We start from the raw sequence: 18,104 nt of genomic DNA, 5'->3' as shown, positions 1-18,104 counted from the left end.
TAGAGTTTAATTTTCTTGTAATTTGGGATCTTGGAATCCTGTTTCACGTATATCTTGAGAGTTGAATAAGAACATAAATCCTACTGCAAAGCTTAATATGCCAAAGAAGAGGATACTTCCTGAGATTGGTAAAAAACGAGTTAAGAGACCCAAAGTTGTGGTTGCAATCGAGTCGCCTAACGCATCTTGTGCGAGCCAGATTGCATTAATACGCCCTAGATATTCGTCAGGTGTATGTCCTTGCACAATGCTGTATTGAAGCAAGTTGGCAATCGACATCAAATATCCAAACACACATAAAATTGGTAAAGTCACGATGAGCCACGGTGAAAGTCCAATCATAATCATGCAACTAAAAACACCTAAGCACGTATAGAGCATGACTAAGCCGGGTTTGAGTAACTTTGTTGTCCATCCACTCAATAATGCACCTAAAGTTGAGCCTAAAGGCACGGCCGAATACATAAGTCCGAGTTCAAATGCGCCGCCGTGAAAAATTTCATCTGCCATTTGCGGAAAAATAATACGAATAGCGCTGCTAAAACTGAGCAGCGTTCCAATTAAAATGGTGCTACCGACCACTTTATTTTTAAAAACAAACTTAAACCCTTGAACTAATTGGCGAAGAGGACTCTCACCATTTGATGCATGTTGCGGTTTAAGCGCAGGTAGCCCCATCAATAAAAACACAGTGAGTAAAGTACCCACCGTTGAGACCCAATATACGGTTGCAACACCACTAGCAGCAATTAAAATACCGCCGATTGCTGGTGAAATAACGGTTGCAAGCCGTACGGATACCATACTAATGGCACGGGCTTGTACAATATTTTCGCGCCCTACAATCACAGGCATGATCGCCATCATTGCCGTTACACCCAGTGCACCAAAGAAACCATCCCATGCCGATAAAAAATAAATCGCATAGAGCGAAGGGTGCTCAAACATGGCATTGATGGCGAGGCCAGCAAAGCCTAAGCCACACACACCACGTGCCAATAAAATCAGCCATTTCCGATCTTTGCGATCTGACAGCAAACCACCAAGTAACAAGCCAATAAACATAGCAATGCCTTCAAAAGCCATTGCGACAGCAACGTTAAGCGAGTTACCCGTAATGTCATAGACTTGTTTTGGAATAGCCACGACCAACATGCCAATTGTTAATAATGACAATGTGCGGGCAATAAATACATGTCGGAAATGTGCATTACGTTTTAAAAGACTAAAATCGGTCAATATAGATTTGAAACTCATGGCGTGTGCTCCTCTAAAGCGCGCGCCTGACAAATCATGCGGTTTAAAATTGGACCCAGTGTTTCAAGCTGCTGCGGAGACAATATATCGGTATGGTCCGCTTCGCTTAGTCGAACAATATTAAGTTTTTTAACTAAAGGTGACCATTGTTGTTCTGGTTGGATATACGGTAGCAAGTCTTTTTCAGCGACAACTAAGTGTAGTTCACCATCAAAGTGCGGCATCTTATAAGGTTTTAATAAACGTACCGCATCGCGATAGTTTGCGAAAATATCCTCTTGTAAACGGCGGGTTTCTTCACTTAAAGCCGTATCTGCATCGGCTAAAATATTATTGAAGAATTGAAGCTGTTCTTGTTCAGCTTCAGCATTCATTTCCTCTACGGATAAATCTAACCACTGATGAATTTCAGCAGGGTAAGTGTCTAATAAGCCGAGATAATCAACTTTTTCACCTTGTTCAGTTAACTTCGCTGCAACTGCATAAGCCACAGTGCCGCCAAGTGAATAACCTAATAAAGTATAAGGTCCGGTTGGTTGTTGCTTACGCATAATCTCAAGTTGTTTTTCAACCAGTTCGTCCATATCAGTACTATTTGCCAATAGGCCATCTGGTCGAGGTGACTGCAATCCAATAATGGGTAAATCAGAATGCAGATAACGATTCAGAACCGTATATTGCCATGCCGAACCAGAACCAGGGAAGAAACAGAACAATGGATGCCCTGAGCCAGAACGGATTGGTAAAATAGGTTGCATACCAGTTTGTTCAACTTCTGCTAAACGTTCTTGTGTAAGCAATAAAGCTGCTAAACGTTGAATCGTGACATGACTCATTAACTGGCCAATTGGAATGGTCCGTTTAAATACTTTTCGGATTTCAATTGCAAGCTTCATCACCAAAATGGAATGCCCACCAATGGCAAAGAAATCTTCGTTAACACCAATATTCTGATCTGTATTTAAAATTTGCTGGAAAATACGTGTCAGTTCATGTTCAAAAGCAGTGGTGGCGTACTGTTTTTCTGTATTTGAAGAGTTAAGTTGTGGTTGCGGCAGTGCTTTACGGTCCAGCTTACCATTATGACTTAATGGGAATTGCTCGACCAACATATAGTGTGTCGGCACCATATATACAGGAAGCTGTTTCGCCAATTGTTTCTTTAATTGCTCAATGTCCACAGGTGCTGTTGTTTGTAAGTAAGCGACCAATTGAACATCAGCTTTATTTTGTTCAGAAGAAATAGGGTGTACAACCACATCAAGACTACTAATTAAGCGTAATTGCTGTTCAATTTCACCTAGTTCAATACGTTGTCCACGTATCTTTAACTGGTCATCAGCACGGCCTACATATTGAATACTGCCGTCTGCATGCCATCGGGCAATATCACCAGTACGGTACATGCGTTGACCTGCTGCGAATGGATTTGCCACAAAACGAGTTGCCGTTAAGTCTGCTCGATGCAAATAACCCATGGCGAGTTGGTGGCCTGCTAAATAAAGCTCACCGTCCACTCCAACAGGAACAGGGCGTAAGTATTGATCTAAGATATAAAGCTGGGTATTCCAGACTGGATATCCAATTGCAACGCTACTTTCTTCTGGGTGTAATCCCAGTGTTGCATCCATATAACTCACATCTACCGCAGCTTCCGTTGGGCCATATAAGTTATGTAGCTCACAGCTAAAGTGCTCGGTAAATGATTTTGCTAAAGCCGTTGGTAACGCCTCACCACTACAGAACACTTGGCGGATTGGCAAACTTTGACGCTGAGCAAGAGATAAAATTTCGGTAGCAGCATTTTCAAAAACAGCCAACATTGACGGTACAAAATGTAATGTTGTTACCTGATATTTTTGAATGAGGCTTAATAATGCCAATGGATCACGGTGTGCATCTACAGGTGCCATAACCAATCGTGCACCCACTAAATATGACCAGAAAAACTCCCATACAGAAACATCAAAAGTACATGGCGTTTTTTGTAAAATTGTATCGGTTGCTGATAGTGGATACTTTGATTGCATCCATAAAATACGGTTCACAATGGCTTGGTGAGAAACCATAACACCTTTTGGCTGGCCTGTTGTACCCGATGTATAGATTAAATATGCCGGATGCTGTGGCGTAATGACTGTTGTTTTATAGCTGCTTAAATCAACCTTTGTTTCATGAAACAATTCATTAAAAGCAAAGGTGGCTATAGATGGAAAAGCAATAGCAGCTAGATCTTTTTGTTCGCCAATCACAAGTTTAGATTTGGCATCCTGCAACATAAATTTGATGCGTTCAGATGGATGTTGTAAATCAATAGGTAAATAAGCTGCACCTGCTTCAATCACCGCTAAAATAGCAATACTCAGTTTGATTGATCTTGGTAGAGCAACCGCAACAATATCTCCAGCCTGTACACCGGCGCTTTGTAATTGCTGTGCTAAAGCACAAACTTGCAAACGCACTTCACTGAAACTGAGCTGATGATTTTCATCTGATAACGCCGTTTGTTCAGGCGTAATTCGAGCTTGTTCTCTGAGTAATTGCTGTAATGTGCTCTGGCGAACATAGTATTGGGTTTGATTCGTTTTCTGGATTAAATCGCGCTCTTCAGCCAGCTGCAAGCGATAGTGAGCTAGAGACGTCTCTGGTTCATTTAATGCAATTTCAATCAATTGAACCATTCGCTCAAGGAAGTGTTCAGGCTGATCAATTACACCACGCTGTTCGAGTAATAGCTCAATTTGATGATCAGGAATAACCAGCAAAGCAAGCGGGTAATGGCTATAACCACGATTTGTGAGTTTTGAAATCGCAGCATCACCAAGTTTTTGCTGTAAATACTGGTTATCAGGGTAGTTTTCTACGACTAACAAACTATCGAAAAGATTGCCTTGCCCCACTAATTGCTGAATTGCGCCCAGACCCAAACCATCATGTTCTAAATGTTCAACATGTAATTGCTGTAATTGAGTCAATTGCTCCCAAAATGTTTGCTGCATGTTGAGCTTTACACGTACTGGAATCGTATTTAAAAACAATCCAATCTGTTGCTCTAAGCCATTGATAGGTGCTGAACGTCCAGAAACAGGTGTGCCAAACACAATATCTTCACGGTGAGCATAAATATTTAAAGTCATTGCCCAAATCATTTGCATGAAGACATTGAGCGTGATGCCTTGCTGGCGTAATTTGTGTTGAAGTTTCGCGCCCAACTCAGCACTTAAACGATATGAAGTTTCCTGTACAGCTTGCTGTGCTTGATTAAATAAAATAAGTGGCTGTAAATCTGCTAAATCACGTTGCCATATTACTTTTGATGTTTCATGGTCACGTGCAGATAAAGCTTTAATTACTGTTTCATAACTATATTCAAGCACTGGCAATTGTTGATTAGTTTGCTGATAAGCCTTAATAAAGTCTTGTAAAAACAGCGGAGTTGACCAACCATCTGTTAACAGATGATGCACCATAATCAATAATTCTGAATGTTCTGGAGCATGTTGAATTAAGGTTGCCCGAATTAAACCATAGGGTTGGTCGAAGTGAATCGTTTGCTGCAATGCTTCTTGAATGGTTTGCTCAAGCAGATCGGGAGTGACTGAGGAAAACTGAACTGGCCAAGCTTGAGTAGGATGTAATGAATAGATAAAAACAGGTTCTTCAGTTAATTCACTATCAAAATGTCCGCCTAATTGAGGGTGACGTTTTAATACGGTAATCAACGCTTGCTGCAAACGTACTGGATCAATATCTCCATTTAAACTAAGACGAGTAAAGGCATTATAGTTCGATTGATTTTCTACTTGAGATAAGAACAGCATGCCTTTTTGCAAAGGAAGCAAAGGTAAAATAGTGCTGTTTTTTCCATATTTTTCTTGAACTTTTTGTTCTAGCTCTGCTGAAAATAAAGGTTTTGAAACGGCTACTTGTTGTTCATCTAAGCGAGTGAGTTGCGGTGCCATAGCCGCGACTGTTTTAAATTGGAATACATCACTTGGTCTTAAGCCGTAACCACGTTGGCGTAATTGAGTACAAACCATAATGGCCGAAATACTATCGCCACCTGTCATAAAGAAGTCGTCATCAATTCCAATTGCGTCAAGCTTAAGAACAGATGCAGTAATTTGACATAAAAGCTGTTGTTCAGGCGTTTCGGCCATTCGGCTATGTGTACGAATTTGAGGTTTTGGTAGTGCTTTTTTATCAACTTTACCACTTACATTTCGTGGAAATTCGGACATAACAGTCAGGGCAGAAGGCACCATATATTCAGGCAGGTTTTGACGTAACTGACTTAAATATTGTTGACTTAATTGCTCACTGGTTTTTTCATCAAGTTCAATGTCTTTGACCACACAATAACCGAGTAAACGATGACTGTTATTAATCGGTTCTGCAATCACGACTGCGCTTTCAACATTGGCTAAAATCGAAAGTGCATTTTCAACTTCACCAATTTCAACTCGATAACCACGAATTTTAATCTGGTCATCACAGCGCCCCATAAATTCAAGTTTACCCGAACTATTCCAGCGGACTAAATCACCCGTACGGTACATGCGCTGTCCATGTTCAAATGGATTCGCTACAAAACGGGCAGCACTTAAATCAGCTCGACCTAAATAACCATTGGCAATACCAAAGCCAGAAATATAAAGTTCACCAATCACGCCTGTAGGGCATCGTTGTAAATGACGATCTAGTACATAGGCCTGTGTATTACCAATAGGGTTACCAATTACAGGGCGAACTGTCTGTTTTAATTCTGCTCGGAAAGTATCAACCGTATATTCGGTTGGGCCATACAGATTATGAGCAAAAAGAGCTGGCTGAGCATTGAGCTGTTGCCATAAAGCTAACGGTGCAGCTTCACCACCAATCAAAATAAGACTTGGATGATGCTGATTTTCAGCAAATAAACCATTCGTCATCATTTGCGCACAAAAAGATGGCGGTAAATCAAGTGTATCGATTTGTCGTTGCTGAATTTCTTGCACTAAACCAAATGCATCACGACGCATGTTTTCATCAAAAATATGTAGCTCTTGGCCCCATAACATCCAAAAAACTTGCAACCAAGATGAGTCAAACGAGAAAGAGTGTGTATGCGCTGCACGTAACGGACGTTCAGGGAAACGCTCCTTTACAGCTTCTAATACAGGCCAGTAAATGGTTGGTTTATGTGACAAAATGAGGTTGAGTAAAGAACCATGTGTGTTCATTACTCCCTTAGGACGGCCAGTACTACCTGAGGTAAAAATTACATAAGCAACATCTTGGAAATCAAATTTGCGATTTTCGGCGGGAATATCACTCGCATCTTGCTTTCGAATTTGTGTTTGAACATCTTCATGATCAAGATATAACTGCTGAATATTTTCTGGTAGTTGCTGTGCGAGTGCTTGTGTGGTTAATACAAATAATGGATTTGCATCTTCACACATCATTTGCATACGATCGATTGGATAATCTAAATCGAGAGGTAAGAAACTTGCACCAGAATTGAGTATAGATAACATCACCACAACTGAGTCAATCGAACGAGGAATAGCTCCAGCAATGACCGTTTGCTTTTTGGCCCCATTTTCTTGTAAAAAACGAGTGAGTTGATTTACTTGTACTGCAAGCTCAGCAAAACTAAGATGCTGAAGGTTTGGACGTTCACCACTCACAATTGCGGTACGTTCGGGATACTTCTTAATTTGCTCATAAAAAATATCTAGAACATTATTATATTGTTCAGGATGGCTAACATGTGGACCAATACCACTTTGAGTTAGGGCAGCAAGCTCTTGTGGTGTCGTAACATTAAAATTGCTACATGCCTGTTCTGGACGAATTAGAGCTTGTTCAAGCAATAAAGTTAAGCGTTGACCATGGTTAAATAGTTCATCTTGTGTATAACGCTGCGAATCTGCACGTAGTTCAATAATGAGTTCATGATCTTGAACAATAAAAGAAAACTCAAAATCATCAATTGGTCCTGTAGAAATATGGTGTGTTTTGACCTTTTCACCATCTAACATCAAGTCTTGATCAAAAGCTTTATAGTTTAAAATAGGGCCGTACATTCGTTCATGAATATCGATACTATTTAAATCTCTTAAAATTTGTTCGGCATCATATTTCTGATGTGGACGAATTTGTCGTAATTGCTCTTGTACATGTTGAGCCAAGCTCACCCAACTGTCTTTTTCAGCAACTTTAAACTTCACAGGCAACACATTTACCGTCGGTAAGGTTGAGCGAATCGCTTTTGAACCTAAACGGCGCATAAATGGAATACCGTTAACCAAATCGGCTTTATCTGTCATTTTGTAAATATAATGTAATGACAATGACATCATCATGTCATTCAAGGCTAATTTAGATTGTGCAGCTAAAGCCTGAATTTGCTCTAAAATTCCTGTCGAAAAACGGAGTTGATGCTTAATAAATGTCGCTGTAGTTTTTGCCGCTAAATGATGAGTACTTAAACTAACTGGACTAGGTAAGTCTTCACAATATGCCTTCCAGAAAGCTTGGTCTATTTTAAATTGATGGCTATTTTCATAAGCCTGACGTTCCGAAATAACATCATTAACGCCAATGAACGGAGAAATCGAAAGGTCTTTTTCTTCTTGTAATTGTTGATAGAGTTCAACAATACGTTTGGTCAGGTTAATCATGCTAAAGCCATCCAGCATGATGTGGTGATAACGTTGATACCAATACACTTTATCATGCGTCGTAAATAACACCTGACGAAACAGTTGAGATTCACCAGCTTTAAGTGATTTAGCACATTGACGATCTGATGGCATCCAGTCCCATAAACGTTGCTGAGCTTTTTTAGGCGTTAAATGACAAAAATCAAATTCTTCAATTTGAAACTGAACTAGGTTATTAAGCTCAATAAACGGTTGAGACGGGTCGGATGAATATGTAGCAATGACCGTATCGGCTTCATTTAAGCCGATCTGAATCGCTTTTTTAAACGTTGGGATATCGACAGTTTTTGGTAGTTCCAAACAATGCGCAATGGTATATAAATCTTCAATTGAACTTAAATGATCGGCAAGGAAAATACCGAGCTGAGTAGATGCCAATTCAAAACGAGCTGGTTGAGAAAGGTCCGGAGTAAATTCATTGTTTAATGCTTGATTCATGACAATACTCCTTTACGCTTGTTGAAAGGGGTTAATTGCAAGCCAGTGCTTTTCTACATATGCAATACATGAAGCTCGTGTATCTGGTCCATGCTGAATATCCCACCCCGATGGCACCTGATGTTGAGCAGGCCATAAACTGAACTCACCTTGTTGATTTTTTAAAACCTGAAAAGACAAACTTTCGTTATCGAAAGGATTGATATAATTTTCCTGTAAGTTGCTCATGATATTGTTATCCTTGATGAAACAAATGGTTATAGTGAAAGAGTTTGTTGCAATGCCTTAAGCAAGTCGGTACGCCAGTTCACAGCATCATGTCCGCCTGAAAAACTGTGAAAACTTACTTGATTGAATGATTGCAATTGTTGATAAAGCTGAAGGGCATCGTCCCGCATATCGGTTTCATACGTGCCAGCACTGATATAAATTCGAGTTGTTTTTGATAATTGATGAGATACGTTTTGAAGCAGTTCTAAAAGATTACCTTTGTGTTTTTGCCCTAAAATACTGTTTGAAAAATCTGACCACCAATAAGATCCAGATTGCAAAATCAGGGAAGTAAAAATGGTCGGGAACAACAAAGTACTATGTAAAGCACATACACCACCTAAACTTTGACCACATAACGTAATGTCTGTTTTAGAAATAAAAGAATGTTCTTTTATAAGTATTTCAATGAGTTCATTAACCAATGCCTGACTAAACGAATCATGACAACCATAATCTTGTTGGCGTTGTTGACTATTTAAACTATGAACAAAAACATAAACTGCTGGGCGAATCTTGTTTGAAATAGTTAAATGTTGAATTTCGGGCAGAATTGAAAGCTCTCGACTCCATATTTGGCCATCAAGCAATATGACGAGTGGCAAGACTTCTTGAACCAATTGATGACTAATAAAAATGTCAACTAAATAGTCCTGTTGGCATAAGCGACTTGACCATTGAAATGTCTTTGTAATTGGGCAATCGTCTATGAAAGATTTTGTGTTTTCGAGTTGAATTTGATTGATGTATCGGGCCAGATGTCCCGTATAAAACTCATGATGATTGAATGAGTCAATTTGAGCATTTTGTTTAAGCTGTGTTTGCCACCATAAGCGTCGTGTTGCCGCACAATCTGTTTCTGGCGCTTCTTCACTAGCAGTCACTACAACATAACTACCAGTCCAAGCTAGGGGCAGCTCTATTTCAAAGAAATACACATTTGTTCCAGCTATATGGCTAAAACGATTCCACTTTTGATAGATAGAAGGACTCTGTGAATAAATATCAATATAGACAAAGATACTTTCTTTAGGCTCAGGACTACGCCATACAAAGGTACAGAGCGCTTTATTTTTTTGTAGGTTAACTAGCGGACTACCTAATTTTTTAACGGTATTCCACCAGACCTCACTCCCAACATTGAGTTGTTGAAATAGGGGATGTAAGGGATGAGAAAATGGCTTCATTTTGAGTCCATCTCGACAAGAAAGCGCGGTCAAATTAACAAAATGATTCTCATTAGTAAATGAAAACAATTATCATTATAATCAATAAAAAAAGAAGCGTTTTATTAAAATTTTTAAAAATCAATAAAATAGATCGAATTCTTGGTTAATAAATAACTTGATTTAGATTGTAATCTTATGTTTGATATTTATCGCACTTGATAATAATGATAATTATTTGCAATTATGTGGCGGAATTTACTATTCGAGTCAAACTGGAGTAAAACATGAGCTCTACCATCGTAGTCACAGGTGCTGCAAGAGGTATTGGAGCTGCTATTACAAAAAAATTATTGCAGCAAGGGTATCAAGTGATCGGCATCGACCGACAGGAAAATCCCGAACAATGGGAAATCACACAAAAGATAGAAAGCAGTGAAATATCGCGTTGGCATGGCTTTCAGCAAGATATTACTGATCAAGAAACAACAGCGAAGCTCATTACAGATATTTTAAACAAACATAGCGTAACGGGTTTAGTGAATGCGGCGGGCGTATTGATTATGCGTTCTATGCTTGAGGCAAAAACAGAAGACTGGCAAACACTTTTCGCTGTAAATGTCATGGCACCCATCGCAATAAGTCAACAACTTGCCAAGCACTTTTGTGAAAAAAAGCAGGGAAGTATTGTCACGATTAGCTCGAACAGTTCACGTATGCCACGTATACAACTTGGCATGTATGCAACGAGTAAAGCTGCACTGAGCCATTACTGCCGTAATCTTGCACTTGAAATCGCACCCCACCAAGTAAGGCTTAATATTGTTTCACCAGGCTCTACGCTAACTCAAATGCAGCAGCAGCTTTGGACAGATAATTCACCTCCGCCTGCGGTAATCGATGGAGATTTAAGCCAATACCGTACAGGCATTCCCTTAAGAAAATTAGCCCAGCCTGAAGATATTGCGAATACGGTCAGCTTTTTACTTTCTGATCAAGCTGCACAAATTACCATGCAAGAAATTGTGGTTGATGGAGGAGCCACTTTAGGCGTTTAAACATTCATTCATTACAACAAAATAACTGTATAAGGAGTTGCGAGATGTCGGCACAGCATCCGTATTTTATCCAACGAGAAAATTTTACTGAAAGCCGCGTTGCATTAGCCCAAGAAATTTTAAATTGTGGAAATGACGCAGGTTTTATTTTTACCACGCCAGAATACACCATCAATAGTCATCAAAAATTACGAGATATTCAAGTTGCTAAAAATAGCCTTTTAAAAGATTGGTTAGATGAAGCACGAGCTCAATTAGAACTTGCAATGAATGACGGTTATAAAGACGTCAAGATTATGGGTGGACTACCATTTTGTTCGGCAGCCGATGTCAATTTAATGCTGATGCAAAATGCAAAAATCTATCAGAAAGTACTCTATGCACAATCTGATATTGATTTTGGTTCTTTATCTTTAAAAAAGGCTGATTATTTCCCTTTAGGTGAACATTACCAACAGCAAGTTGAGTATTTAGTTCAGCAAATGCAAGCAAAAAAACTCGATAAAGCCGTACTTGCTCGTATTTTACAACTTGAATTTGAAAAAAATATTCCCGTCTCGGACCTATTTTATAACTTAGCTAAGCATAATCCCGAAGGCTATAACTATGCAGTCGCGAGGCATCCTCAAAGTGAAGGGTGGTTTGTCGGTGCAAGCCCCGAACTTTTAATTGCAAAGCAAAATACAAAAATCTGGAGTAAACCGGTTGCTGGCACATTGGCTCGTGATGACGATCCAACCCTAGACCAAAACAACGCCAGAGCATTACTTGCTTCACAAAAAGATCAACATGAGCATGCACTCGTCATCGAAATGATTGCCGATGAGCTCACACCTTTTTGTAAGGAATTAAAAGTACCTAAGCAACCATCCCTGATTCGTACTAAACGCCTTTGGCACTTGGCATCACATATTACGGGCGAACTTAAGAAAGCCGATACACATGTTTTTGACTTAATTGAACGCTTGCACCCAACACCTGCAATTTGTGGGGAGCCTAGTCCAATTGCGAAAGAACTAATTCAGCAACTTGAACCATTTAACCGTGAATTATTTGCAGGAACTATGGGTTGGGCAGATGAACAAGGTAATGGTGAATGGTCGGTGACTGTTCGCTGTGCCCGAATTTATCAGAACATTGCCCGTTTATTTGCCGGTGCAGGCATTGTTGAAGCTTCTCGACCACAAGCTGAACACGCTGAAACTGCCGCTAAATTTCGTACTGTACTGGACGGATTCCAGATTTCACCAAATCAATTGCCAATACAAGGACCAAACACATGACAACACAGGTTTATCTGGATGGTGCCGTGCCATATCCAGCAGAATTTGCAGAGATTTACCGTAAAAAAGGTTATTGGCTTGGACAAAACTTGAGTGATTTCTTGCGTGAAAGTGCTCAAAAATACCCGCAAAACATAGCAGTATATGATGGTGATAAAGCCGTTAGTTACGCTGAGTTTGATCATTTAGTTGATTACTGTACAAGCCACTTATATCAACACGGACTAAGAGCCGGTGATAAAGCAGTTGTACAAATGCCGAATCACTATCAGTTCTATGTTTTATTTTTTGCACTGATTCGGCTTGGTGCTTTACCTGTTATGTCTTTACCTGCACATCGCTTTGCAGAACTCAGTAGTTTTTTCAAACAAACTCAAGCAAAAGCTTACTTCTGTGCTGATTTTGGTGCACAAAAATTTGACTACCGAGAGCTTGCTGAAAAGCTTCAGCAAACTGCTCCTTGCTTACAACATATATTTGTCCTTGGAAATGCCGACAAATTTGTAGCCATTCAAGATTTATTAAAAGAAACCCATATTGTGGATGAGGCGATTTCGCCAACTACGGCAGATCAGGTTGCTTTTTTACAACTTTCAGGTGGAAGTACCGGTGTTCCTAAACTGATTCCACGTACCCATGATGACTATCTATATAGCGTACGTGAGAGTGCGAAAATCTGCCGTCTCAGTCAGTCATCACGCCTACTCATGGTTTTACCCGCGGCACATAACTTTTCAATGAGCTCGGCCGGTTCTTTAGGTATTTTTTATTCGGGCGGGGCTGTGGTTTTAGGAACTGATCCAAGTCCTGAAACTGCTTTTTCATTGATCAAAAAACACGGCGTAACTGATGCTTGCTTGGTTCCTGCTTTGGTTCGACCTTGGATGGATAAAGCGGCAAAAGATCAAGATCCAATATTGTCGACTCTACGTTGCTTACAAGTCGGAGGAGCGCGTTTACCCGATGCAGTTGCCACACGCTTGATTGATGAGTTCCAAGTCAATCTACAACAAGTTTTTGGCATGGCTGAAGGGCTGGTGAATTACACCCATTTTGACATGACGAAAGAGCAAATTATCCATACCCAAGGTTTAAAAATTTCGCAAGATGATGAAATTTTAGTACTGGATGATAATGATCAGCCAGTAGAAGCTGGAGAGGTAGGGCATTTGCTTACTCGCGGTCCCTATACCATTCGTGGCTATTACCAAGCACCGGAGCACAATGCACGTTCTTTCACACCGGATGGTTTTTATCGAACAGGCGATTTAGTACGTATTCGAGAAGATGGCTGCATTGTTGTGGAAGGGCGTTCAAAAGAACAAATCAATCGCGCTGGTGAAAAAATTGCGACCGAAGAAGTTGAACAAGCTTTATTAACTCATCCACAAATTCGCCTAGCAGCATTGGTTGCTATGCCTGATGAGATTATGGGTGAAAAGAGCTGTGCTTTTGTTGCATGGCAAGCACACGCTGATGATCCAAGCCCAATTCGTCTTGCAATGTCAGTTCGTCAACATCTGAAAGACTATGGACTTGCTACCTACAAAATTCCCGATCGAGTCGAATTTATCGAGCAATTTCCATATACAGCCTTTGGAAAAATCGACAAAAAAAGATTACGTCAACAATTTGAAACCAACACTAATGTTCTTGCTTAAAGATAAAAAAGGAAAAATTTGATGAGTATTCCTAAAATTGCCAGTTACAACATGCCACAAGCGCACGAATTTACCGCGAATAAAACACATTGGCAGTTGCATACCGATAGCGCCGTTTTATTGGTACATGATATGCAGCAATATTTTTTAGATTTTTATGATCAAACTCAAGCGCCTATTCCAGAGCTTATTAAAAATACCAAAGAACTGATTGAAACTGCGCGTAAGTTTAATATCCCTGTCGTCTATACCGCACAGCCCGGTAACCAGACACCTGAACATCGCCAGTTATTAACGGACTTTTGGGGAACTGGTCTAAAAGATGACCCATATATTACCCAAATTTTGCCGGAAATTACGCCTGATAAAAATGATACTGTCTTAACAAAATGGCGTTATAGCGCTTTTAAATTTTCTCCACTCGAACAACTTATGCGTGAGTCAAACCGCGATCAACTCATCATTTGTGGTGTTTATGCTCATATTGGCTGCCTCATGAGTGCGGCAGAAGCCTTTATGCTAAATATTCAGCCGTTTTTATGCGGAGATGCACTTGCTGACTTTAGCCGTGAAGAACACGATATGGCTTTAAAGTATACAAGTACTCGTTGTGGGCAAGTCATGACAACTCAGCAAGTCACACGAGCTTGGGCACTTGAACAAGCAGTCTCACCACTTACTGAAGAAGGTATTGTTTTGGCAGTGAGTGAACAACTTCAGATTCCTGCATCAGACATTCAGTTAAATGATGATTTACTCATGCTTGGACTTGATTCGGTACGCCTCATGACATTAGTGGGTAAATGGCAAGCTTACGGCGCACAAGTGAGTTTTGAAGATTTAGCTGAACAACCAACTCTAGAAGTTTGGATTGATAAGCTAGTCGCTTAAATTGAAAGAATAAAAAATGGCAGATTTAATATCTGCCATTTTTTTATCTTAACTTTTAAAAGGATGTATTGTCCTTTTTTATACGGCTGTTAAATCTCAAAGTTCGACTCAGCCATGGTTTCATTGACCATTGAAAACTCGGTAAACTATGAACCACAACAAAGAAGAACACAGTAAATAGCGGTACCAATAAAGTACCAAACACGACACTACCAAATATACTCATTCCAATTTCATATCTGCTCGCAGCACCTGCACCAGTTGCAAAAATTAAAGGAACCACACCAGCACCAAAGGCAAGAGATGTCATCAAAATCGGGCGTAAGCGTAGCTTTAAAGCTTCACTTGCCGCATCGATTTTACTTTTTCCCTGTTTGAGTGCTTGAGTCGCAAACTCAACAATGAGAATTGCATTTTTACAAGATAAGCCAATACCTGTTAATAGGGCAATTTGAAAGTAAACATCGTTAGGTAACTTAAAAATCCAAGCAAAAATAATAGTGCCTGTAATGCCTAGAGGAAGCCCTAATAAAATAATAAAAGGAACTTTCCAGCTTTCATATAAAGCAGCCAAACATAAGAAAATAAACAAAATAGAAATGAGATATAAATAGATCGCTTGGCTGCTAGATTGCTGTTCTTGTAAAGAAAGACCACTCCATGCGACATCTATACCAGACTGTTTACTGACCATACCACTTAACTGTTGCATTGCCTGACCTGAGCTAAAGCCTGAACTTACATTTGCTTCAAGTTGAATGGCAGCCAGTCCCATAAATCGGGTAAGAGCTTCTGGGCCACCTGTCCACTGACTTTGCGCAAAATGAGCAAGGGAAAGCATTCCACCTGTATTATTTCGTACATGCCAATACGCTAAATCTTCAGGTTTAGAACGAAACTCTGAATCACCTTGCATAATGATTCTCTTAATTCGACCTCGTTCAACAAAATCACCAACATAGTTTCCACCCCAAGCAGTCGATAGTGTTGAACGAATTGCTTGTTGGTCAATTCCTAATATTTTGGCTTTATTTTGATCGAGTTGAATAAATACTTCAGCTTTATCTTCACTCACAAGAGGGCTTAGATTTTCAAAGGCTGAATAATTTCGAGATTCTTTTTCTAAGGCTTTATATTGTTTAATTAATTCATCGCGCCCTTGACCATTTACATCTCTAAGCCAAAGTTCTAAAGCATCAGATTGACCCAAACCAGATACACTTGGTGGCATTCCTACCATGACTTTAGCCGGCAAGTTTTTTTGTAAATATGCTTGAGCACGTTCACGAATAGTACTCGCCGTATTGGCTTCTCCTTTACGCTCATTCCAATGTTTAAGCGAAACAAAGGCCATACCTAAATTTGGACCGCTCCCTGAAAAGTTTTGTCCATTCACGACCAGTACGGTATTAATATTTTTGCCTTCATGTTCAAAGAAATAATTATTGACGAGTCTTCCAATTTCTTCAGTTTGGCTCATTGAAGCACTGTTATGCAAACTATAGGGAACAGCAAGTAATCCTTGATCTTCATTTGGAATAAAGCTTGTGGGCAAACTGCGGTAAATCATAAATAAAATAACAGCAATGCCCACAGCCAACAGACTGGAAAATACTTTAAACTGGATTAAACGAACAGATAAAAAACTAAAAGCTGATCTGACTTTTTGAAGAGCAAGCTCAAGCATTTGTCCCCATTTTGGTTTTTTATTATGTTTTTTTAATAGAACTGCGCACATCGCAGGTGTAATGGTCATGGCTACAAATAGCGATAACAACATGGCTGCTGCTAATGTAATAGAAAACTGACGGTAAATCATACCCGTCGAACCACTAAAAAAAGCCATTGGAATAAATACCGCGGTTAAGACCAGCGTAAGACCCACCAATGCACCGCTAATCTCTTGCATCGACATTAAACAAGCTTCACGTACACTTAGCTGTTGTTCGTGCATAAGCCGTTCAACATTTTCCACGACTACAATCGTGTCATCAACCAATAACCCAATCGCTAAAACTAGAGCAAATAGCGTAAGTGTGTTAATGCTCATCCCAAATAAATACAACACCACAAATGTGCCACTAATGACGATGGGAACCGTAATGGTTGGAATAAGAGTTGCACGCCAATTTTGTAAAAAGAGATACATCACAATAACAACAAGAACGATTGCTTCAAGCAAAGTGATTATGACCTGCTTAATTGACTCTTCAATAAATGGTGTATTGTCTCTCGGATAAACGACTTTATATCCAGCTGGTAAATGCTGGCTAAGCTGGGCCATTTTTTCTTTAATAAGAGCAGAAGTCTCGATTGCATTGGCATCTGGACTTAGAGAAATTCCTAAACCTGCCGATGGATAGCCATTAAGTGTGTTAATACTTTCATAATTTTCTGCCCCTAATTCGACTCTCGCGACATCTTTTAAATAAACAAGGCTACCGTCAACATTTGCTTTAACCACCACCGATTTAAAGTCATCTATTGTTTTTAAACGTGAACCTGCTTTTACTTTTGCATAAATATTTTGGTCAGAAGCAGAGGGCATTGCACCAATCGAACCCGCAGCAATCTGAGTATTATAATCTTCGAGGGCCTTTTCAATATCACTCGGCACAAGTTGATAATTTCTAAGTTGATTTGGATTTAACCAAATGCGCATGGCATAGCTTGAACCAAAAACATTAACTTCACCAATACCTTGTAACTGACTTAAAGGCTGTTCAAAGTGATTCACCATATAATCAGACAAATCAATATTGCTGGTTTTACCTGTTTCATCATATAACCCCACAATAAGTAGCATATCACCCGTGGTTTTCCATATGTTTACACCTTGTCTTTGAACTTCCTCAGGTAAACGGTTTAATGCACCATTAATTCGGTTTTGTACTTGGAGCTGTGCTTTATCAATATCTGTGCCAATTTTAAAATGAATATCAATGCTGCTCGTTCCGGACGATTCACTATAGGACGTAAAGTAAAGCAAATTATCCAGACCTTTTATTTGTTGTTCTAAAATTTGGGTCACACTTTCTTCGACTGTGTCAGCAGCTGCACCACGATAATTCGCTACAACCGTAACACCCGGTGGAGCAAGGTTGGGATAGCGTTCGACTGGCATGGCTAAAGTGGCAAGGAAACCAAAAATAAGAATAGTGATTGCAACGACAGAAACAAAGATAGGGTGATAGATAAAAAATCGAGAGAGCATTGTTATGTCTACTTTAAGATTGTTTTAAATAGGTTTTTAGGCACACGAAAGTGTAATGGTAACGCTTTTTTACAGCACAAACAATAATGATTATCATTATATAACTAATAATTATTTTTATCTTGATCAGTAAAAGTCATGCGTATATGATGCTCG

At 39.6% G+C, this 18,104-nt stretch carries 9 protein-coding genes and 1 pseudogene; 5 read left to right on the top strand and 5 right to left on the bottom strand.

Annotation, left to right across the window (positions count from 1 at the left end):
* Positions 1-6: 6 nt before the first annotated feature.
* From entS to fes, 4 genes are read right to left on the bottom strand one after another with little or no spacing between them, the layout of a single operon-like run.
* Entirely contained in the window at positions 7-1,257 is a 1,251-nt protein-coding gene (gene entS / locus AC1PJP_RS15700) for an enterobactin transporter EntS (protein WP_282496753.1), read from the bottom strand.
* Complete coding sequence (locus AC1PJP_RS15695) at positions 1,254-8,405, bottom strand: non-ribosomal peptide synthetase (RefSeq protein ID WP_282496752.1); 7,152 nt, start codon at positions 8,403-8,405, stop codon at positions 1,254-1,256. Before AC1PJP_RS15695 ends, entS begins: the two co-directional genes overlap by 4 nt.
* A 12-nt stretch (positions 8,406-8,417) precedes the next feature.
* Positions 8,418-8,633 carry an MbtH family protein gene (locus tag AC1PJP_RS15690; RefSeq protein WP_005305165.1) on the bottom strand — a complete coding sequence of 72 codons (216 nt, stop codon included), beginning with the start codon at positions 8,631-8,633 and terminating at the stop codon, positions 8,418-8,420.
* Between the two features lie 29 nt (positions 8,634-8,662).
* Positions 8,663-9,862: an enterochelin esterase gene (gene fes / locus AC1PJP_RS15685; protein WP_282496751.1), complete on the bottom strand. Its 1,200-nt coding sequence runs from the start codon at positions 9,860-9,862 to the stop codon at positions 8,663-8,665.
* Between the two features lie 266 nt (positions 9,863-10,128).
* Here fes and AC1PJP_RS15680 point away from each other — a divergent pair, with 266 nt between their 5' ends.
* The 5 genes and pseudogenes from AC1PJP_RS15680 to AC1PJP_RS15660 all read left to right on the top strand — a co-directional run bounded on the left by AC1PJP_RS15680 (position 10,129) and on the right by AC1PJP_RS15660 (position 14,734).
* Positions 10,129-10,899 carry an SDR family oxidoreductase gene (locus tag AC1PJP_RS15680; RefSeq protein WP_174764941.1) on the top strand — a complete coding sequence of 257 codons (771 nt, stop codon included), beginning with the start codon at positions 10,129-10,131 and terminating at the stop codon, positions 10,897-10,899.
* 44 nt (positions 10,900-10,943) lie between these two features.
* Complete coding sequence (locus AC1PJP_RS15675) at positions 10,944-12,182, top strand: isochorismate synthase (protein ID WP_282496750.1); 1,239 nt, start codon at positions 10,944-10,946, stop codon at positions 12,180-12,182.
* The gene (locus AC1PJP_RS15670; RefSeq protein WP_479767616.1) at positions 12,179-13,843 is read left to right on the top strand and encodes a (2,3-dihydroxybenzoyl)adenylate synthase; all 1,665 of its coding nucleotides are present in this window, start codon (positions 12,179-12,181) and stop codon (positions 13,841-13,843) included. Before AC1PJP_RS15675 ends, AC1PJP_RS15670 begins: the two co-directional genes overlap by 4 nt.
* A 21-nt stretch (positions 13,844-13,864) precedes the next feature.
* Positions 13,865-14,515 (top strand): annotated as a pseudogene (locus AC1PJP_RS15665) (isochorismatase family protein); the annotation flags it as partial.
* Between the two features lie 30 nt (positions 14,516-14,545).
* A complete protein-coding gene (locus AC1PJP_RS15660; RefSeq protein WP_235823111.1) occupies positions 14,546-14,734 on the top strand; it encodes a phosphopantetheine-binding protein in 189 nt (62 codons plus the stop codon).
* Between the two features lie 55 nt (positions 14,735-14,789).
* On the opposite strand, the gene AC1PJP_RS15655 is transcribed toward AC1PJP_RS15660, so the two are convergent.
* Positions 14,790-17,948: a multidrug efflux RND transporter permease subunit gene (locus AC1PJP_RS15655; RefSeq protein ID WP_479767614.1), complete on the bottom strand. Its 3,159-nt coding sequence runs from the start codon at positions 17,946-17,948 to the stop codon at positions 14,790-14,792.
* Positions 17,949-18,104 lie beyond the last annotated feature (156 nt).

The organism is Acinetobacter sp. V116_7 (assembly GCF_056735735.1).
Note: the sequence above shows the minus strand (reverse complement) of the source record. Positions and strands in the feature narration are given on the sequence as shown.